Origin of the sequence: Gilliamella sp. wkB7, from assembly GCF_001693435.1 — a bacterium.
In the GTDB taxonomy this organism is placed as follows: Bacteria; Pseudomonadota; Gammaproteobacteria; order Enterobacterales; family Orbaceae; genus Gilliamella; species Gilliamella apicola_N.
On the sequence record NZ_CM004509.1, the window covers coordinates 1,569,631 to 1,589,381 of the forward strand.

Below are 19,751 nucleotides of genomic sequence, written 5' to 3' on the forward strand. Positions count from 1 at the left end.
GTTTTCACATTATCTGGCTAATAGAATATTATAGAAACTCAAAATGATAATAAAAACAGTAAAATTAAAAGTAATTCTCAATTTTGCATTGATATCAACTTTATTTTTATACTCGACAATTACTATGGCACATTCAATTCCATTAAGTAAACTTACAGGTCAATTTGACGAAAAAAAAGACAGCAACTTTATAGCATTAGATTCGACAGTGTTACCTGTTAATAAAAAAGGAATGTATCTACAAAAAGAGCCAACTGAACAACTGATCAAAGCTTATAATGATTTTAAAAAGATACATCCAGATATTCCTTTTATTGTAGTCAGTGCAACTCGTAATTACACTTATCAAAATGGTATTTGGCAACGCAAATGGGATGCATTGTTGCAAAAAATCAATAATCCACAAAACATTGCTGCGGAAATTTTAAAATTTTCATCCATGCCTGGCACTTCAAGACATCATTGGGGAACAGACATTGATATTACTAGCTTGTCATCTGAATTTTTTAAGCGAGATAAAAAAGGCATTATTCTTTATAAATGGTTACAAGAAAATATGCCTAAGTATGGTTTTTGTCAGGCTTTTAACGAAGGCCGTAAAGGTGGATATTTTCCTGAAGAGTGGCACTGGTCATACAAACCTATTGCCAGTCAATATATTGCGGAGTATAAAGCGATATTAGACAGTGATCCTAATAAAGTTATACAAACCCTGAACTTTACAGGGCATGATAAAATTAAATTAACAGAATTGGTTAAAGAGTATGTATTATCCGTTAATAGTGATTGTTACTAGGTGTAAGTGTTTGATATTTACGCCAATAAGGTAAATATATAGTAACAACAAGCCCACCACCTTCTCGGTTTGCTGCCTTAATAGTACCGTTGTGCATAACAACGGTCTTTCGAGCAATCGCTAATCCCAGTCCATAACCTTTGCCAAGTTGTGGTGACTGAATACGGACAAATGGTTCAAAAATGCTGGATAATTTATTCCATTCAACACCCGGTCCGCGATCTTTAACTTCTATTTGTAAGTATTTGTTCGTTTCTTTTAATGAGACCTCAATAGCCTGCCCTGCTTCAGAGAAACGAATCGCATTACGAATAATGTTTTCAATTGCACGACGTATCTGTTCAGAATTGCCTTTGACAATCGAATGATTAATTGTTGAAGGGAGAAAATGTACATCAATCTGTTGGTGATTTGCTTCATAATTAGCATCACTAATCACCACACTTAATAAATCTTTCAAGTCAAAATATTCTTCATCATTACGATTGTTCATTTCAGTACGAGAGTATTTTAATATTTCGCCAATTAACTGATCTAATCGTTCAGATTCCAGTTCAATTCTTGCTAAACAAGTGTCGATATTTTGTTTATTTTGCTGGGCAAGCCCAATAGCTAACTGTAAACGTGCCAATGGTGTTCTAAGTTCGTGTGATACGTCATGCAGCAATGATTGACGATCTGAGATCAAGATATTGAGTTGTTCAACCATCATATCAAAATCTTTACCCACTTCACTTATTTCATCATGCCGATATTCTAGCTTATCAAATAATCGAACCGAAAGATTACCTTGTGATACTTGAAAAAAGGCCTGCCTTAATAATCGCATTGGTTTAGTTAAATTCCAAGCTAAAGTAAGACTTAACGTAAGCCCAACAAAAATTCCCGCTAGTGTAATAGGCATCGGCATATTAAACAGTATATTTTGGAACTGAGTATTTATTTCTTCTTTTTTAAACGAAACAGAATACAGTGTTCCATCTGGGGCAACGGCTGAACGTTGGTACATATAATTCGGAGATTCTAATTCATCGTTTAGAATATTAACTTGATCATTTTGAGGAGAAACCAATCTTATTGACAATAATACTCGCTCACGTTCGGGTAAATGTGCAATAAAATTAAGCGTATCTTCTTCACCTGCCACATGCAATAATTGCGCAATCATATCGACTTTAGTCGGCATATGATTGAGGATTTGTTTATTTTTTCCTTCTACATATACAGAAAAAGCAATCCATGTAAGTTGAAAGGTAAGAAAAAACATCACGCAAAATACAACAAGTATTTTCCAAAATAATCGACGATTCATAGCAAACCTATTGTTATTAACGAATGCGGTAACCTACAGCTCTAATGGTTTCAATTGTCACGTCGTTTTGGGCAACTTGAAATAATTTCTGACGAATATTACTAATATGTACATCAACACTACGATCATAAAGTTCGCGAGCGCGGCCAAGTCCAACTTCAGATAATTCTTCTTTAGTAACCACACGTTCGCTATTTTTTACCAATAAGACTAATAAATTAAATTCAGTCGATGTTAAGTCAATAGCCTGTCCATTCCATGTACATAACCGTTGCGGTAAATCTAATGTCAAACCATTAAAATGGTATTTTTTATCATCTACCAATTCAACTGTTCGTTCATCAAAACGGCGTAACACAGCACGTAATCGGGCTAATAGTTCACGAGGATAACATGGTTTAGGGATATAATCATCAGCACCTAATTCTAAACCTAACACACGATCGATATTGTCACCTTTAGCTGTTAACATAATAACAGGCATATTACAGTGTTGACGTATACTTTTAAGAACGTCAATACCATTAATATCTGGTAACATTACATCTAGAATTGCAGCACGATATTTTCCCGATAATGCTTCATCAATAGCATCTTTACCCAAATAAACACTTTTAATATTAAAACCTTCATTAGTTAAATATTCACTAAGCATTTGTGATAATTCGACATCATCATCAATTAACAAAATATTTATCATACATAGCCATTATTATTAATTTTATGTAGTTACATTATTACAATAATAAAAAAAAAGTCAGGTAATTTTACTAAAATATTACATATTTTGAACAATTCCTGATTATTTAATTCACTGTTTAACCAAATAAAAAGTCTAGATTAACACTAAATTGCAACATATTTTTTTAAAAAGATTAACATTAATTTTTTTATAAAGATATTTTAAATAATAACCTTTATTTATTCTAGTGCAACATATTTAATTATTTACTTTGCAATCTTAACATTAAAATTTAAACTAAATATTATAGTTATCTTTTATTAAATGTTTCACCATCTAGCACTATTTATTATAGGCAATAATATGGAGATAAAAAATGGAACAACAAGTAGTGTGGCAAGAATTAATTCAATTGGTGAAACATGAGGTTTTACCTGCATTAGGCTGTACAGAGCCTATATCTCTTGCTTTGGCGTCAGCTGTTGCGACTAAATATATTGATAAAAATAGTATCAGTCACATTGATGCTTATGTCTCACCAAATTTAATGAAAAATGGTATGGCAGTTACTGTTCCTGGCACAGGTATGGTGGGATTACCAATTGCAGCAGCGATTGGCGCAATAGGCGGTGATGCTGAAGCAGGTCTTGAAGTACTTAATAAAATTACGCCTAAACAAATTAACCAAGCTAAAGCGCTACTTAAAGAGCAAAAAGTAAATGTAAAAATTGCTAATAATAATACGGCAATTTATTCTGAAGCTAATATTTATGCTAATGGCGATCATGTTAGAGTATGTATTGAAAACTCACATACCAACATAATATTAATAGAAAAAAATGGTGAAGTAATTTTCAAAGCAGATAATAAAACACAAAAGGAATCTAAAAAAGAATCAGTCATAACTCATATATCAGTTAAGCAGATATATGAGTTTGCAACACAATCTAATTTTGATGATATCAAATTTATTTTACATTCTGCTGAATTAAACGATGCTTTATCTCAAGAAGGATTAAGACGAGAATATGGCTTAAGTATTGCTGCTACACTACATGAACAAATAAATACTGGTTTGTTAGCTGATGACCTATTATCTAAAGTGATTATCCGCACAACAGCGGCATCAGATGCCAGAATGGGCGGTGCAACTTTACCAGCGATGAGTAATTCTGGCTCGGGTAATCAGGGTATTACCGCAACGATGCCTGTAGTCGTGGTTGCCGATTACTTAAAATCAACCGCAGAGCAACTAGCTAGAGCACTCATTTTATCTCATACTATTGCAATTTACATACATAGTAAATTTCCGCCATTATCGGCACTTTGTGCTGCATCCACAGCCGCAATGGGATCGGCGGCGGGTATGGCATGGTTACTTGGTAAAGGTCAATATGAACCTGTTGAAATGGCTATTTGTAGTATGATTGGTGATTTATCGGGCATTATTTGTGATGGAGCTTCAAATAGCTGCGCTATGAAAGTATCAACTTCAGTCTCTTCAAGCTTTAAAGCTGTTTTAATGGCATTAAATCGTATTCGAGTGACAGGTAAAGAAGGTATAGTTGGTGATAGCGTTGAAGCTTCAATTAATAATCTTGGAGCCATTGTTAGCAATAGTATGAAAGTAACCGACACGCAAATTATTGATATTATGTCACATAAAGCTTAAAAACATCAGCTTGTGGTAAAATATTAAGCTTTTAACGCTCTTAATATAAGCAATCAGCACATTTTTGAAAAAATATACTGGACAATGTTATTTTTTATGCGTAATATTTCGTCCTGCTTCTATGGTGGCTATAGCTCAGTTGGTAGAGCCCTGGATTGTGATTCCAGTTGTCGTGGGTTCGAATCCCATTAGCCACCCCATTTCATAGAGCAGAAATCTAACGGCGAGTAGCGCAGCTTGGTAGCGCAACTGGTTTGGGACCAGTGGGTCGGAGGTTCGAATCCTCTCTCGCCGACCAATTTAAATAAAAAAGCTTACTCATTGAGTAGGCTTTTTTATTATCTGTCCATTGCTTCTTATTTCTTATATTTAATCACTTTCATTAATTAAAACTAATCATCTGAATTAAATAGATTAATCACCATTATTAATTTTATCTGAATAATTTTATGAGATTACGATAAAAATTGTGATCTCTATACCAATTTTGGTTCTCAAAATTGACAACATGTATTTTTTTTATTATTTTTTAAAACATCTTATATGGATTAAGATATATCTAATGGATAAAAAAGCCCACAAATGGAGTGTGACCTTTGGAATATCGTGATATCGCTGTAAAAACAGATGTTGAAGAAAAAATTAGAGCTAATCTCAACATAATTAAAGATAAATCGACAGAAAGAGGACTTGCCGAATACTTTGGTGTCAGTCGAACCACGGTACGCAACGCTTTGAATGATTTAGCGATGGAAGGATATGTTTTTCAAAATGATAAAAACTTACCATGCCATAAAGTTTTTGAAATTAATATGCTAAAGATGTCTTCATTTAGTGAAGAATTCCAAAAAGAAGATGATATTCCAATCAAAATAAAAGTGCTTTCCAACCAAATAATTAAAATGCCTGCTGAGTTGAGAGCATTCTTTGGTTCAAATGACCCGTTAATTAGAATTATTCGACAACGCTTTTTAGACCAAGATCCCCTCTCTTATGAAATTACTTATTTATCATCACCAAAATTTAACGATTTAGATAAGATAGATTTAAACGGTATTTCTCTTTATGAATTTTTAAAAGAACACTACCATCTTACACCAAGCCACGGTAGAGAAGAGATTACTTATGAAGCAGCAACTGATGATAAAGCCAAATATTTACAAGTTACTCGAGGCACACCAATTTATAAAGTATCAAGTTATAGTTTTGATAATAATTTTCAACCACTTGAACACACCGATCAGTATTTAGTTGGCAATCGATTTCGATATCATTTATCGGCTAAAAATATCTTCAATTATGAGGTAACACATCAATGAAGTTATTTGAAAAAATAGCCGCTCATTTAATGGATGAGATAAATACTGGACATTATAGAGTTGGCGCTGAATTACCCCCTGAAGGACAGTTACAAAAGGATTATGATGTCAGTAGAACAACCGTTCGAAAAGCAATTGATTTGCTGGTTGATAAAAATATGGTAGTTAGAAAAAAAGGAGTTGGTTTATTTGTTGCACCAACCTTATCTACCCAAAATATTTTAGAAATGACAGGGATTATCAAACCACATATTTACCAGAATCATAAAAAAATTATTAAAGAGTCCTATTTAAGGCAAGCCGGAAGTTACTATAGCCAGTTATTAAAGATAAAATCCTCCGAGCTAATCTATTACATCAGTTTTTTAGAAGTTGCAAAAAACAGCGTAGTTAAAGAAATTTTTCTCTTACCTCTTAATAATTTCCCCGATTTCCAAATATCTATAATCAAAGTTTTATCAGCGCTCGAAATCACTAACTCAGGCAAAAAAAAGGTCGATAAATTAGAGCAAGATTTACAGCTAATTGTGGCAAATGCTGAATTAGCAAAACAGCTACGATGCAAAATTAACGATCCATTATTTAAAATTTCTAATCACTATTTTGATATTAATAGAGAACCGATAGCCATTGAATATAAGTTTGCTAGTAATACTAAATATGTGGTCGATTTCACCTAGGAGGTAACCAAATGATTAAATTATTACGTGTTGATCACCGTTTAGTTCACGGTCAGGTCGTTGTTTCATGGTTTGAAAATGTTGGCGCTAATACTATTTTAGTTGCCAATGATGCTGTAGCGGGTGATGAACTTCGTAAATCAGCAATTCGGTTAGCTAAACCAGAAAACGCAAAATTGGTAATGAAGTCTGTTGATGACAGTATTGAAGCAATTAACTCGGGCGTAACGGATAAATATCAAATGCTAATCGTCGTTGAATCGGTTGCAGATGCAGAAAAATTGATCCGCGGTACGCAAGGAAAAATAACTAGTCTTAACTTAGGAGGAACTAAACCTCGTGATGGAACTAAGAATTACTCTAAAACGATCAATTTAACAGAATTAGAAGCAGATCTATTAGCTGGATTACAACAAGATGGTGTTGAAGTTTACATACAACAAATACCAAATGAATCTAAGCAAAAATTTGAAAAATAGACAAAAAGGAACACAAAATGAGTATTGTTATTACAGCAATTATTTTGGCCTTGATTGCTATGTTAGCTAATGGTGAATACTTTTTAGGTTCATCAATGTTATCAAGACCTCTCGTTACCTGTACTTTAGCAGGACTAGTAATGGGAGATATTACCCAAGGTATTATTATTGGTGCGACCTTAGAATTAGCCTTTGTTGGTTCATTTTCCATTGGAGCATCTATCCCGCCAGAAATTATATCAGGGAGTGTACTCGGAACGGCTTTTGCAATTGGAGCCGGTAAAAGTACGGCTGTTGCTCTAACTTTAGGAATTCCTATTGCTTCTCTGGTACTAATTGTTAAAAACTTATGTTTCTTATTTATTTTACCTTACTTTGTTCATAAAGCAGATAGGTATGCGAGCGAAGGAAACGGTAAAGGAGTTGATCGGATGAATATCTTCGGTGGTTTTTTTTCCATCAACCTCCCAATTGGATTAGTGGTCGGACTTTCTTATCTATTTGGTAGTGAAGCAATTAAAGGCTTGCTTGACGTTATTCCGGATTTTGTCATTAATGGTTTAGGAATCGCAACGGGCTTATTACCTGCATTTGGTTTTGCTATGTTAATGAAAATTATGATCAAAAAAACCAATGCAACATTCTTTATTCTTGGTTTTGCTGTAGCAGTATATATGAAAGTACCTGTCACTGGTGTTGCTATTTTTGGCGCATGTATGGCGTTAATTCTTACTGGTTACTCTTCATTTACCGGCAAAAAATTAACAACCTCAGACAATCAAGAAGTTAATAATTATTCAGGCAATGCTTTAGTAGGACAGGAGATCGACTATGAAAATGAAGAATTCTAAACTTTTAACTAAAAATGATTTAATGAGAACCTTTTGGCGTTCTTTTACTGCGGAGTGGTCATGGAATTATGAACGACAAATGAATTTAGGTTATTCTTTTGCGATCCGTCCCGCTTTAGAAAAAATTTATAGTCAAAAACCAGAACAATTAACTAGTGCTTATCAAAGACATTTAGAGTTTTATAACGTTACGCCTTGGCTAGTTACTTTCCCGTTAGGTATTTCCATTGCTATGGAAGAGCAAAATGCCCTGAATGATGAGTTTGATGAAAGTTCAATTAATGATGTCAAAGTTGCATTAATGGGGCCATTAAGTGGTTTGGGTGATTCATTCTTCTGGGGAACCTTACGAGTTATTGCCACAGGTATTGGTACTTCATTAGCAATGCAAGGCAATATTTTAGGACCACTTTTATTTCTATTAATTTTCAATGTCCCTGCTATTTTAGCTCGTTATTATGGTCTATTCGTTGGTTATAACATTGGTGCATCTTTTATTGAAAAAGTTCAAAAGACTGGCTTGATGGATAAATTATCTTATGGGGCCTCTATCTTGGGGTTATCGGTTGTTGGCGCTATGGTAGCGACGATGGTGACACTCAATATGCCATTAACAATAGGATCTGGCGACGATGCCACATCATTACAGGATATTTTTAATGGTATTGTGCCACAAATATTACCTTTGTTATTTACCTTATTTATCTTTTTATTAGATAAAAAAGGCCTTAAAGCACCTTGGATTTTATTACTTATAGCTTGTATCGGTATTTTTGGCGCTTGGAGTGGATTATTAGGATAATAAGGGGAAAAAATGAAAAGTATCGCTGATTATGTTGCATTAGAGCCTGAATATTATCAGAACATCTTGGATAATTATCAAACACTGTTCACCCAACATATTGACTTAGGTAAAATTAAACAACTTAACTCAATTGTCATATTTGCAACAGGTTCAAGTTCTAATGCAGCTTATGGTGCAAGATCTTTAATGAGTAAGATCTTAAAGGTACCTGTTTATATTGAGGATCCATCAATCGCTGCTAATTATTTACACTACAGTGATCCTAATACTTTGTATTTTGCTATTTCACAAGGTGGTGAAAGTTATTCAACTATTCATTTAGTTGAAGAATTTATAAAAAATAACCAAACCATCTATACGCTCACAAGCAATCCCAATAGCCCATTGTATAAAATTAGTAATCATGTGTTATCTATGGGAATTCCAGTTGAGGAAATGCCTTATGTAAGTGCGGGTTATAGCGTAACCATTCTTGATTTAATATTGATTTCCTTAGTGATTGCTCAAAAAAAGGGTAGTTTAAATGATCAACAATTTAATAGTTATCTGGATCAACTTCAGAAAGTAACTCATTTACTTCCTAAAGTCATTGAACAATCCCAAATGTGGGTTAATCAATACCAACATCAGTTTTATCACGCTAAAAGAGTAATATTTATTGGTTATGGTGCAACCTATGGAGTTGCTAGAGAAGGCGAAACAAAATTTACCGAAACCGTACGTAATACCGCTTTTGGTAAGGAACTCGAAGAATACATGCATGGCCCATATTTAGGATTACATGAGGATGATCATATCGTGTTTCTTGAACCCCACGGTCAGTTAGCTCAACGAGCGAACTTACTGAAAGTTTTTTTAGACAAATATGTTAAAAATGTCTCAACCATTTACGCCAACAGCAGTAACAATCTTAAAGAAGAGGACTTGTGCCTTAATGTCGATATAGATGAATTATATGCATCATTGTTTATGACTGTCCCTATTCATCTATTAAGTTACCAAGTTTCAAGATTAAAAGGTCATAACCTTGAAAAATCAACCTATCCAGAATTTGATGAAATAACTAGCTCGAAAATTAAGAGGATCTAAAAATGAGAAAATATGATGAAAAGAAAGAATTAGACAGCATGAATGGTGCTTTAGCATTAAGACCACAAATTAATGAATTTATCGATAAAATCCACGAGCGTGGTTATAGCAATGTTTGTTGGTTAGGTATTGGTGGTACTTATGCATCATCAATGCAAGCGGTTGTCCATATGAAAGAAAAAACAGCCATTGAAACTTTCGTTCAACATGCTGCTGAATATTTAGTCACAGGCAACAAACGTATCACTAAAGACACATTGATTATTATTTCTTCTGTAACAGGTACAACACAAGAAGTTGTTGCTGCTATTGATAAAATTAAAAAAGAAGTTGGTTCAACTGTATTCGCTTTCATGGATAAAGCAGATACTCCATTAGGAAATATGTCAGATCATGTGGTTGTTTACCCAATGAATGAACAATTAAAATTCTTTATGACAGCGGATCGTTTAATGTTTTTAGCAGGTGAATTCCCTGATTATGATGAGTTTTATCAAGAAATGGATCAACATTTTGCCAAAAATATCGTTGCTGTTGCGAAAAAAGCCGATAAATTTGGTCAAGAAGTTGCTGAAAAACACCATAACGACTCAATGCACTATTTTGTTGGTGCGGGTAATCAATGGGGTGCAACGTATTCTCATGCTATGTGTTATTGGGAAGAACAACATTGGTTACGATCAAAATCAATTGAATCAGCAGAGTTTTTCCATGGTACGTTAGAAGTTATCGACCGTGACACTGCAGTCACTGTTTATGTTGGTGAAGATACTCAGCGCCCATTAAGTGAAAGAGTGGCTAAATTCTTACCTCAGATCTGTGGTAATTACACCATTATCGATACCAAAGATTATGAATTACCAGGCATATCAGAAAAATATCGTGGAAACCTTTCACCATTTGTTTTCCGTGCTATTAATAACCGTATTGATGCTTATGTTGAACATTTAAATCGTCATCCAATGTCAATCCGTCGTTATTATCGTTGTTTAGATTACTAAAATAGGAACTTAAATCGATGATTTCTGTATTAGTCAGTACACATGGTTCAACAGCGAAAGGTTTAATTGAAACAACTGAAATGATTTGTGGTAAACAATCTCAGTGTGAAGCTGTTTCGTTTGCAATGGGACAATCAACAGATGATTTTCAACAACAACTGCAACAAAAGCTAGAAGAGTTACAAGGTTTTGGCTCAGAAATTGTATGTTTTGTTGATTTAAAAGGTGGGACACCATTTAATACTTTAGTTAGATTGATGGCTGATTTTCCTAATATAGAAATAGTCACTGGTGTAAATGTCCCCATGTTGTTAGAAACTTTTATGCAACGTGATGAAGTAAATCTACCAACATTGTTACCCGATATTATACAAGCCGGAACTCAAGGTATTGAGCGGTATAATATGGCCTCAATGAGTGTAGATGAATCAAGTGATGAAGATTTCTAAAATCGACAATTCGCCAAACTTAAATAAGCCCGAATTATCGGGCTTTTTTTATCAAAATAATTTATTTAAATAGCAATAATAATCTATAAGTATTGGTAAATTGTGAGTCAATACGAATAAATAATAATAACCGTTTGATATATCATGATATAAATGATAGAAATAGGTGATTATTTAAGCTTCATTTTTTATAAATATGATAAAGGGAAACGGTAATGTTCTTATTCAAAAAATATTTTTATATCATTATCATCTTTTTATCATTAATGAATTGCATTAGTTGTGTATCTAAAAACTCTTATTCATCAGTCGACAACTATGGTTGGATGGAAACCGATCAAGCACGAATCAATGAATGGTTATTAACAAAGTCACATGAAACCCAAAAAATACTTAATGCTCTGCCTTGGAAAGCTTCTGTAGTAAAACGATTTAATACCTTAACAGCCTATGATTCCCAACCAGTCATATGGAATATTCAATATGTTGGCGATAATTGCTTTTACCTAAAAGAAACGGAGAACCATCCTTATAACCGTTTGTTTGTTAAAGATCGTCTGGGCAAAGAAAAATTATTAGTCGATCCGCCAGTAGGATATGGTATATATAATTTCTACCCATCAAATGATGGTAAGTATGTTGCTTATGCTATTTCTGAAAATGGCTCTGAAATTTCAGCTATCAATGTGATTAATGTAAAAAATAGATCACATCTACCCGATAGCATATCCGGCATTACTGTGCCAAATTTAGTATGGACGGAGGATAATTCATCTTTTTTCTATCATCGTAATGATCTTGCTGATTCTGATAATAGAAAGTCAGGAACGGAAGAACTTTATCTTCATCGTTTAGGCACCAATATTGAAAAGGATTTGGCTATTTTTGGCAAAGCCAATATTGTGAATTATCAAGCTAATACTGACCAATATACCTACTTATCTCTATCTGCCAACTGGGCTGTTGCTTCAGTGGAATCTTCAATATCCGGTGATACCATAGATTTGTATTTAACCGACAATACTTCTCTTTATCAGGAAAAAAGACATTGGAAAAAGATCATCGATAGAAAACAAAATGTAACGGATTTTTTGGTACGAGATAATTGGCTTTACTTGGCTAAATATAACAACTTTTCAGGTTATACCATTTCTCGATTAAACCTTAATAATATCAATTCGCCAGAAGAAAAAATAATAGAATGGAAAAAAGGGGAATTGACGGAGTTTGCAGCAAGCAAAGATGCTATTTATCTTGCTTATTATGAATCTGGAACCCCTAAATTTGTTACTATTCCTTTCGCCGATATACATACTATCAAATCCATTCCGATTATTAATGGTAATGAGGTAACCGCTATTTTTACTAACCTAAACCGTAAAAGGATTTTATTTACTCAACAAAATTGGAATATACCACCTAAAATATGGCAATATGATCCTGATAGTCAGTTAGTTGAAGATTCTAAAATAATAAATACTGATGCATCACTATTTGCAGATTATGAATCAGAGCAAAAATGGGTTAAATCCAATGATGGCGAACTCATTCCTCTTACCCTTATTCATCGAAAAGGAATCAAACTTGATGACAATAATCCAACTTGGTTAACGGCTTATGGAGCTTATGGCGAAAGTAATTATCCTAATAATTATGATACCACACGTTTAATTTGGCTTGAGAAAGGTGGAATTATTGCTATTGCCCATGTTCGTGGTGGTGGAGAACTCGGACCTAAATGGCATCATGATGGAAAAGGAAAAAATAAAATAAATTCAGTCAATGATTTTATCAAATGCGCAAAATACCTTATTGATCATCATTACACAAACTCATCCAAGCTAGTCATTAGTGGCGCCAGTGCTGGTGGCATTGTAATTGGCATTGCATTAGCAACACATCCGGAACTTTTTGCCGCCGCATCAATCACTTCAGGTATGTTGAATATGAGCCGTTTAGATCAAATACCAATTGGTAGTGTAAATTTTCCGGAATTTGGTTCACCTTTTAATAAGCAGGAATTGAATAATCTGCAAACAATCGATGCTTATCTTAATCTACGTGAAGATGTTAACTACCCACCAGTTATGCTTTCGGTCGGATTGAAAGATGAACGTGTATTTCCTTGGCAGAGTGCAAAATTTTCAGCTCGACTTAATGAGATCAATCACACCTCTTTAGACGAACAGGTCTTGGTAATTGCTAATGAAGATGCTGGCCATTTTGTTAATAATTTTGTTAATATAATAGTGTTTTTTATGTGGAAAACGAATATTACTGACTAGCTTATGATGTGCTAGTTTTTGTATAACATTCAGTTTTGTCTATAAAATTATATATAACACCACGTTATCATATCCGCTACTACAAAAATAATTCTTATCTTACTTGTTTTATTACAATATTTTGTTTTAATAGTAGATAATCTTTACCTATAACATCTACTTATTGGAAATAAACTATGAAAAATGTTGGTTTTGTCGGTTGGCGAGGAATGGTTGGTTCTGTTCTTATGCAACGAATGGTTGAAGAACATGATTTTGATTATATCAACCCTGTTTTCTTTTCTACATCACAAGCTGGTCAAGCTGCGCCTACTTTTGGCGGTAAAACAGGAACATTGCAAAGTGCAAATAATATTGATGCGTTGAAAGCATTAGATATTATTGTGACCTGTCAAGGTGGTGATTACACTTCTGAAATTTATAAAAAATTACGTGCAACAGGCTGGCAAGGTTACTGGATTGATGCCGCATCAACTCTACGAATGGAAGATGATGCTATTATTGTTCTTGATCCTGTAAATAAAGCTAACATCCATGCTGCTTTAGACAAAGGAATAAAGACTTTTGTTGGTGGTAACTGTACGGTAAGTTTGATGTTAATGTCACTCGGTGGATTGTTCGCAGAAAATTTAGTTGATTGGATATCTGTTTCCACTTACCAAGCGGCTTCTGGTGGTGGTGCTCGTCATATGCGCGAGTTATTAACACAAATGGGAATGCTTAATGCTGAAGTAGCTAAAGAGCTACAGGATCCTAATTCTTCTATTTTAGATATAGAACGCAAAGTTACCCAAAAAATGCGAGATGGTAGCTTACCAACGGATAATTTTGGTGTTCCATTAGCTGGTAGTTTAATTCCTTGGATCGATAAAGCTTTAGATAATGGTCAAAGTAGAGAAGAATGGAAAGGTCAAGCTGAAACGAATAAAATTTTAGGTACTAGCGAAATTATCCCTGTTGATGGACTTTGTGTGCGTATCGGTGCATTACGTTGTCATAGTCAATCATTCACAATTAAGTTGAAAAAAGACATCAGTGTTCCAGAAGTTGAAAAATTACTTGCTGCACATAACGATTGGGTTAAAGTTGTTCCAAATGATCGTGAACTTTCGATGCGAGAACTTACTCCTGCTGCTGTTACAGGTACATTAACTACACCTGTTGGACGTTTACGTAAGCTTAATATGGGTAAAGACTATTTATCTGCCTTTACTGTTGGCGATCAGTTATTATGGGGTGCAGCCGAACCATTAAGAAGAATGCTTCGTATCTTAGCTTAATCAACAAAAAAGCCCGGTTAACGGGCTTTTATGCTTATAAATAAATGCTATTATACAGTTAAATCGTTTTCGAGTAATATCATTAATAATGAACCATTAAATAAAGCTTGTTGCACCAATGCAAATGCACCAATTGCCGATCGGTCATTGAGTGATGAACAATTGATAGTAAGATTTTTTCTTAACTCTTCTAAGCTTTGTGCATTTAATGCGCTGTTTACCGCATTTAACAATACTTCTGGTGATCTAGTTAATTCACCCGCTAACACAATTTGTTGCGGGTTAAAGATATTGACCATAATAGCAACTGCACGACCTAGATTTTCACCCGCATCTTTGATTAACTTGATGGAAAGTTCATCACCTTGATTTGCATAATGACAAATATTAGCAATACTGCATTCATCCAGAGATAATTGCGTTGGGTAGCCTTGTTCAATCATCTGTTTGGCTCGATGCTCAATCGCATTATTAACCACTCGATTTTCTAAACAGCCAAAATTGCCACAATGGCAGCGCTCACCTAACGCATCGACTTGAATATGACCAACTTCACATGCACTTTGATTATGATTAGTTAGTAATTGTTGATTAATAATAACACCAGAACCGACTCCCCGATGGACACGTATTAAAATAGAATCATCCACATTTTGTGTCGTACCAAAATAGCTTTCAGCCAGTGCCAAACTTTGAATATCATTACCTAAAAAAATTGAAACATTAAATTGTTTTTGTAATTCTTCCGCTAATGGCCATTCTTTAACTTGAATGTGAGGCATATAACGAATCATACCATGTACAGAATCAATCAATCCAGGAAGTACGACTGATATGGCAATAAGATTTTTTATTCTTTTATTATTCTCTTGGATAAATTGCTCAATCAATTTAATCAGATATTTTTGCACGAGCTCCTGCGTAAAATGCGTTAATGGATATACATTCGATGCTAAACAGTGACCACCAATATCATAAAGTTCAATTGTTACATGTGAACGACTGAGCTGCACAGCAATAGTCTGATAATTGTTGAATTTAGCTTCAATTGAAACGGCAGGACGCCCTCCCGTTGACTGTTGTGCATCGACTTCTCTAATCAGTTTTTTTTTAATCAGTTGGCGAGTAATCTTAGTAATGCTGGCTGGCGCTAAATGGCTAATTTCAGCCAATTGAATACGAGAAATAGGAGCATGCTGAACAATCAAACGATAAATCATGGCATAATTTAATTGTTTGATCAGATCAGCATTTCCAACTAAGTTTAGATAATTAAAGGTCATACGATATCTCAATATTTCATTAATTATCTTACATTTTAGCCGTTGATCTCTCCATTAACAACCGTTTTAATAATAGTAAAGTTACGATCAAAGATAACTAAGTTGGCTATTTTACCTTCACTAACGCTACCAAGAGTTTTATCAACACCAATTGCTTTCGCAGGATAAAGGGTTGCCATTCTTAATGCTTCGTCCAATGCAATACCAACATATTCGACTGCATTTTTTACTGCATCAATCATAGTTAAAGCTGAACCACCTAATGTACCTTTTTCATCTACACAACGACCATCCTTATAATAAATGGTTTTACCTGCAAATACTGCTGATGTTAAATCTGAACCGGCCAGTAACATAGCATCAGTAATTAATATCAAGTGATCTTGTTTGATTTTATGGCTGTTTCGAATATTTGCCCAGCTAACATGTTGTCCATCGGCAATAATACCAACATAAACGTCAGGTTCATCATAAATAGCACCAACTACACCAGGTTCGCGCCCAGTAATATATGGCATAGCATTAAATAAATGTGTACCTAGACTAATTCCAGCATTAAAACCTCGACGGCAATCATCATAATGACCGTTGGAATGGCCAACTGAAACATGAATCCCAGCACTAACCAATTGTTTAATAAAATTAGTTTCAACTCTTTCGGGTGCTAGAGTAATAATTTTAATCACATCAGCATTATCACAAAGAAAGTCGATCATTTCTTGCGATGGTAAACGGATAATATTTTCATCATGGATACCTTTCTTTTCAGGATTGATATAAGGCCCTTCAAGATGTAAACCCAGTGCTTGATTAGGATGTTTAACTAAATATTCCCGCATCACTCTTACCGCTTTGATCATAAATTCATCTGTTGATGTGATTAAAGTCGGTAAATAGCTCGTACACCCATAAGCAAGATTAGTTGCTTGCATTTTTTCTAATGTTTCAATGCTTAACGCATCGAGTGTTTCATTAAATTGTACACCACCACAACCATTTACTTGGATATCAATAAACCCAGGCGCAACAATTGCACCTTGTAAATCTTCAATAGTGATATTTTCAGATAGTTCGTCTTGTTTACAGATTTTAGAAATCTTATCACCATCAATAATAACAGTGTGATTTTCAAGAATTTCATAACCTGTATAGATACGACAATTTGTTAATGCATACATTGTTTTATCCCTTATAAAACGTTAACTTTTAGATTATCAGCTTCCATTTGTTTGAAATATTTTAATGTTTTTACTTTAAGATCATCAGTACTTGGCTCATCACAAACAATAAGCGATGATGGATGCATTTGTAATGCAGTCACAGTCCAAAGGTGATTAACTGATCCTTCAACTCCAGCTTGCAGTGCTAAACTTTTGTTATGACCACAAACTAATAAAATGACTTCTTGTGCATCCATTAAAGTTGCAACACCAATAGTCAGTGCATGTCTTGGCACTTGATTAACATCATTATTAAAAAAACGAGAGTTAGCAATTCGTGTATCTTCGGTTAATGTTTTAATTCGAGTACGAGAGCAAAGCGAAGAGCCTGGTTCATTAAAGGCAATATGTCCATCTTGACCAACGCCACCAACGAACACATTGATTTTTCCATAATTTTTAATTTTTTCTTCATACTGACGGCATTCTTCGTCAATATCTGCTGCATTACCATTTAATATATGGATGTTATTTTTATCAATATCAATATGGTTAAAGAAATTTTCATACATAAATGTGTGATAACTTTCTGGATGATTTTCTGGAAGCCCTACATATTCATCCATATTGAACGTAACCACATGTTTAAAACTTACCCTACCTGCTTTATATTGTTTAATAAGTTGTTGATACATGATCAATGGTGAACTTCCTGTTGGTAATCCCAAAACAAATGGACGATCCGCTGTCGGTTTGAAATCATTAATTTTTTTTACAATGCGTTGTGCCACCCAAGCGCCAACTTCTTGAGCATTTTGTAAAGGAATAAGTCTCATGAGATAATACCTCTTTTGATATAATTTAATAACTTCTTTTTTTTAGAAGTAAAATATGTTAATTGTATTTTACTATATTAACTAAATTAATCAAAAAAAATCGTGACCTAAATCACATAAAATGCATAATTAATTTGCGAAGTAAAATAATATAGAGTGAAATAGTACTGAATTATTTATATTCATTTAAAGATGAAAATATCATCTTTAATATATCCCCAAAAATTATACGAGGTAAACTTATGGGAATTTTAGCTTATTTGCAACGTATCGGGCGCTCGCTTATGGTGCCTGTAGCAGTTTTACCTGCAGCTGCAATATTACTCGGCATTGGATACTGGATTGATCCTCAAGGATGGGGACAAAATAGTATTATTGCTGCTTTTTTAATTAAATCTGGTGGCGCGATTATTGATAATATGGCGATACTATTTGCTATTGGTATTGCATATGGTATGTCTAAAGATAAAGATGGTGCAGCGGCTTTAAGTGGCTTAGTTGGTTTTTTAGTCATCACAACATTACTATCTCCAGCTTCAGTATCATTATTAACTAACACACCAATAGATGAAGTTTCTAAAGCATTTAATAAAATTAATCAAAACCAGTTTATTGGTATTTTAGTTGGTGTAATTTCTGCTGAAATATATAATCGTTTTAGTAATATTGAATTACATAAAGCATTTGCATTCTTTAGTGGTAAACGACTGGTACCTATTCTTGTTTCATTTGTAATGTTATTTGTTGCTTTTGCAATGCTTTACGTTTGGCCACATATTTATCAAGCCTTGGTTGCATTTGGTAGTGAAATTAAAGGATTAGGTGCAATTGGTGCAGGTATCTATGGATTCTTTAACCGTCTACTTATTCCTGTTGGATTGCATCATGCACTTAATTCAGTATTCTGGTTTAACGTTGCTGATATTAATGATATCCCTAACTTCTTAGCTGGACAAAATGCCATTGATAGTGGTAAAGCAATTGCTGGTATTACTGGTCGTTATCAAGCTGGTTTTTTCCCGATTATGATGTTTGGTTTACCAGGCGCAGCACTAGCTATGTATCATACAGCAAAAAAAGGGAATAAAGATAAAACGGCTTCAATTATGTTAGCAGCTTCTTTCGCCGCTTTCTTTACTGGTATTACTGAACCGTTAGAATTTGCCTTTATGTTTGTAGCGCCCGTACTTTATGTAATACATGCTATTTTAACGGGTATTTCTTTGTTTATTGCCGCGAGTTTACAGTGGATTTCAGGTTTCGCATTTAGTGCTGGTTTACTTGATATGTTACTGCAATCACGTAATCCATTAGCTGTACATTGGTATATGTTAATTCTCCAAGGATTAGTATTCTTTGTAGTTTACTATGTAGTATTCCGTTTTGTGATTGTCAAATTCAATTTAAAAACACCAGGACGTGAAGACGATGTAGTAACTGACACACCAACAACTGAAAGCACCTCTTCGAAAGAAGCAGTTGGTGATGTATCAGCACTTGCAGAACAATATCTAGTCATTGTTGGCGGTAAAGAAAATCTAACGAATATTGATTCTTGTATCACACGTTTACGTTTAAGTGTAAAAGATACAGATCTAATTGACGAACAGTCTGCAAAAGCCCTTGGCGCTATGGCGGTAATTAAATTAGGGAAAACAGGTGTACAAATTGTAGTTGGTCAGCAAGCAGAAAAAATCGCTGATCATATGAAAAAGTTAGTATAGTAAAAAATTTATAAAATTATATTAATAAAATAATCCACGATATTTATA

At 34.0% G+C, this 19,751-nt stretch carries 18 protein-coding genes and 2 tRNA genes; 15 read left to right on the forward strand and 5 right to left on the reverse strand.

Features of this window, described 5'->3' with window-relative positions:
• The first annotated feature begins 43 nt into the window (after nt 1–43).
• Nucleotides 44–796: a M15 family metallopeptidase gene (locus A9G17_RS06795; RefSeq protein ID WP_065738071.1), complete on the forward strand. Its 753-nt coding sequence runs from the start codon at nt 44–46 to the stop codon at nt 794–796.
• Here the strand turns inward: A9G17_RS06795 and A9G17_RS06800 are convergent.
• The gene (locus A9G17_RS06800) at nt 777–2,108 is read right to left on the reverse strand and encodes an ATP-binding protein (RefSeq protein ID WP_065738072.1); all 1,332 of its coding nucleotides are present in this window, start codon (nt 2,106–2,108) and stop codon (nt 777–779) included. The genes A9G17_RS06795 and A9G17_RS06800 overlap by 20 nt on opposite strands.
• A gap of 16 nt (nt 2,109–2,124) precedes the next feature.
• A complete protein-coding gene (locus A9G17_RS06805) occupies nt 2,125–2,805 on the reverse strand; it encodes a response regulator transcription factor (RefSeq protein WP_065739111.1) in 681 nt (226 codons plus the stop codon).
• 361 nt (nt 2,806–3,166) lie between these two features.
• Here A9G17_RS06805 and A9G17_RS06810 point away from each other — a divergent pair, with 361 nt between their 5' ends.
• The 13 genes from A9G17_RS06810 (at nt 3,167) to asd (ending at nt 14,700) form a co-directional block, all read left to right on the forward strand.
• A complete protein-coding gene (locus A9G17_RS06810) occupies nt 3,167–4,462 on the forward strand; it encodes an L-cysteine desulfidase family protein (protein WP_065738073.1) in 1,296 nt (431 codons plus the stop codon).
• A gap of 124 nt (nt 4,463–4,586) precedes the next feature.
• A tRNA-His gene (locus A9G17_RS06815) sits at nt 4,587–4,662 on the forward strand.
• A gap of 21 nt (nt 4,663–4,683) precedes the next feature.
• Nucleotides 4,684–4,760 (forward strand) — tRNA-Pro (locus A9G17_RS06820).
• Between the two features lie 298 nt (nt 4,761–5,058).
• Entirely contained in the window at nt 5,059–5,781 is a 723-nt protein-coding gene (locus tag A9G17_RS12865; RefSeq protein WP_081301706.1) for a GntR family transcriptional regulator, read from the forward strand.
• A complete protein-coding gene (locus tag A9G17_RS06830; RefSeq protein ID WP_065738074.1) occupies nt 5,778–6,461 on the forward strand; it encodes a GntR family transcriptional regulator in 684 nt (227 codons plus the stop codon). The genes A9G17_RS12865 and A9G17_RS06830 overlap by 4 nt, the downstream gene beginning before the upstream one ends.
• An 11-nt stretch (nt 6,462–6,472) precedes the next feature.
• A complete protein-coding gene (locus tag A9G17_RS06835; protein ID WP_065738075.1) occupies nt 6,473–6,940 on the forward strand; it encodes a PTS sugar transporter subunit IIB in 468 nt (155 codons plus the stop codon).
• A 17-nt stretch (nt 6,941–6,957) separates the two neighbouring features.
• Nucleotides 6,958–7,791 (forward strand): PTS mannose/fructose/sorbose/N-acetylgalactosamine transporter subunit IIC, encoded by an 834-nt coding sequence (locus A9G17_RS06840; RefSeq protein WP_065738076.1) that lies wholly within the window; start codon nt 6,958–6,960, stop codon nt 7,789–7,791.
• Nucleotides 7,772–8,593 (forward strand): PTS system mannose/fructose/sorbose family transporter subunit IID, encoded by an 822-nt coding sequence (locus tag A9G17_RS06845; RefSeq protein WP_065738077.1) that lies wholly within the window; start codon nt 7,772–7,774, stop codon nt 8,591–8,593. The genes A9G17_RS06840 and A9G17_RS06845 overlap by 20 nt, the downstream gene beginning before the upstream one ends.
• Nucleotides 8,594–8,605: 12 nt before the next feature.
• On the forward strand, nt 8,606–9,685 hold the full coding sequence (locus A9G17_RS06850; RefSeq protein ID WP_065738078.1) for an SIS domain-containing protein: 1,080 nt from the start codon (nt 8,606–8,608) through the stop codon (nt 9,683–9,685).
• 2 nt (nt 9,686–9,687) lie between these two features.
• Complete coding sequence (locus tag A9G17_RS06855; RefSeq protein WP_065738079.1) at nt 9,688–10,686, forward strand: SIS domain-containing protein; 999 nt, start codon at nt 9,688–9,690, stop codon at nt 10,684–10,686.
• A 17-nt stretch (nt 10,687–10,703) separates the two neighbouring features.
• Complete coding sequence (locus A9G17_RS06860; RefSeq protein ID WP_065738080.1) at nt 10,704–11,135, forward strand: PTS sugar transporter subunit IIA; 432 nt, start codon at nt 10,704–10,706, stop codon at nt 11,133–11,135.
• A gap of 215 nt (nt 11,136–11,350) precedes the next feature.
• Entirely contained in the window at nt 11,351–13,420 is a 2,070-nt protein-coding gene (locus tag A9G17_RS06865; protein ID WP_065738081.1) for a prolyl oligopeptidase family serine peptidase, read from the forward strand.
• Nucleotides 13,421–13,596: 176 nt separating this feature from the next.
• Nucleotides 13,597–14,700: an aspartate-semialdehyde dehydrogenase gene (gene asd, locus A9G17_RS06870; protein WP_065738082.1), complete on the forward strand. Its 1,104-nt coding sequence runs from the start codon at nt 13,597–13,599 to the stop codon at nt 14,698–14,700.
• 50 nt (nt 14,701–14,750) lie between these two features.
• On the opposite strand, the gene A9G17_RS06875 is transcribed toward asd, so the two are convergent.
• From A9G17_RS06875 to nagB, 3 genes are read right to left on the reverse strand one after another with little or no spacing between them, the layout of a single operon-like run.
• The gene (locus tag A9G17_RS06875; protein ID WP_065738083.1) at nt 14,751–15,983 is read right to left on the reverse strand and encodes an ROK family protein; all 1,233 of its coding nucleotides are present in this window, start codon (nt 15,981–15,983) and stop codon (nt 14,751–14,753) included.
• Between the two features lie 35 nt (nt 15,984–16,018).
• Nucleotides 16,019–17,161 carry an N-acetylglucosamine-6-phosphate deacetylase gene (gene nagA, locus A9G17_RS06880; RefSeq protein ID WP_065738084.1) on the reverse strand — a complete coding sequence of 381 codons (1,143 nt, stop codon included), beginning with the start codon at nt 17,159–17,161 and terminating at the stop codon, nt 16,019–16,021.
• A gap of 11 nt (nt 17,162–17,172) precedes the next feature.
• Nucleotides 17,173–17,979, reverse strand: coding sequence for a glucosamine-6-phosphate deaminase (gene nagB, locus A9G17_RS06885; protein WP_065738085.1), 807 nt, complete (start codon nt 17,977–17,979; stop codon nt 17,173–17,175).
• A gap of 242 nt (nt 17,980–18,221) precedes the next feature.
• Between nagB and nagE the strand changes: the two genes are divergently transcribed.
• Nucleotides 18,222–19,703 carry an N-acetylglucosamine-specific PTS transporter subunit IIBC gene (gene nagE, locus A9G17_RS06890; RefSeq protein WP_065738086.1) on the forward strand — a complete coding sequence of 494 codons (1,482 nt, stop codon included), beginning with the start codon at nt 18,222–18,224 and terminating at the stop codon, nt 19,701–19,703.
• The last annotated feature ends 48 nt before the right edge of the window (nt 19,704–19,751 follow it).

What these genes read in the sequence shown, in the direction of transcription:
- nagA (WP_065738084.1), bottom strand. Translation starts at nt 17,161, where the DNA reads ATGTATGCATTAACAAATTGTCGTATCTATACAGGTTATGAAATTCTT.
- nagB (WP_065738085.1), bottom strand. Translation starts at nt 17,979, where the DNA reads ATGAGACTTATTCCTTTACAAAATGCTCAAGAAGTTGGCGCTTGGGTG.
- asd (WP_065738082.1), top strand. Translation starts at nt 13,597, where the DNA reads ATGAAAAATGTTGGTTTTGTCGGTTGGCGAGGAATGGTTGGTTCTGTT.
- A9G17_RS06810 (WP_065738073.1), top strand. Translation starts at nt 3,167, where the DNA reads ATGGAACAACAAGTAGTGTGGCAAGAATTAATTCAATTGGTGAAACAT.
- A9G17_RS06865 (WP_065738081.1), top strand. Translation starts at nt 11,351, where the DNA reads ATGTTCTTATTCAAAAAATATTTTTATATCATTATCATCTTTTTATCA.
- A9G17_RS06800 (WP_065738072.1), bottom strand. Translation starts at nt 2,108, where the DNA reads ATGAATCGTCGATTATTTTGGAAAATACTTGTTGTATTTTGCGTGATG.
- A9G17_RS06795 (WP_065738071.1), top strand. Translation starts at nt 44, where the DNA reads ATGATAATAAAAACAGTAAAATTAAAAGTAATTCTCAATTTTGCATTG.
- A9G17_RS06845 (WP_065738077.1), top strand. Translation starts at nt 7,772, where the DNA reads ATGAAAATGAAGAATTCTAAACTTTTAACTAAAAATGATTTAATGAGA.
- A9G17_RS06850 (WP_065738078.1), top strand. Translation starts at nt 8,606, where the DNA reads ATGAAAAGTATCGCTGATTATGTTGCATTAGAGCCTGAATATTATCAG.
- A9G17_RS06860 (WP_065738080.1), top strand. Translation starts at nt 10,704, where the DNA reads ATGATTTCTGTATTAGTCAGTACACATGGTTCAACAGCGAAAGGTTTA.
- A9G17_RS06855 (WP_065738079.1), top strand. Translation starts at nt 9,688, where the DNA reads ATGAGAAAATATGATGAAAAGAAAGAATTAGACAGCATGAATGGTGCT.
- A9G17_RS06875 (WP_065738083.1), bottom strand. Translation starts at nt 15,983, where the DNA reads ATGACCTTTAATTATCTAAACTTAGTTGGAAATGCTGATCTGATCAAA.
- A9G17_RS06835 (WP_065738075.1), top strand. Translation starts at nt 6,473, where the DNA reads ATGATTAAATTATTACGTGTTGATCACCGTTTAGTTCACGGTCAGGTC.
- nagE (WP_065738086.1), top strand. Translation starts at nt 18,222, where the DNA reads ATGGGAATTTTAGCTTATTTGCAACGTATCGGGCGCTCGCTTATGGTG.
- A9G17_RS06830 (WP_065738074.1), top strand. Translation starts at nt 5,778, where the DNA reads ATGAAGTTATTTGAAAAAATAGCCGCTCATTTAATGGATGAGATAAAT.
- A9G17_RS06840 (WP_065738076.1), top strand. Translation starts at nt 6,958, where the DNA reads ATGAGTATTGTTATTACAGCAATTATTTTGGCCTTGATTGCTATGTTA.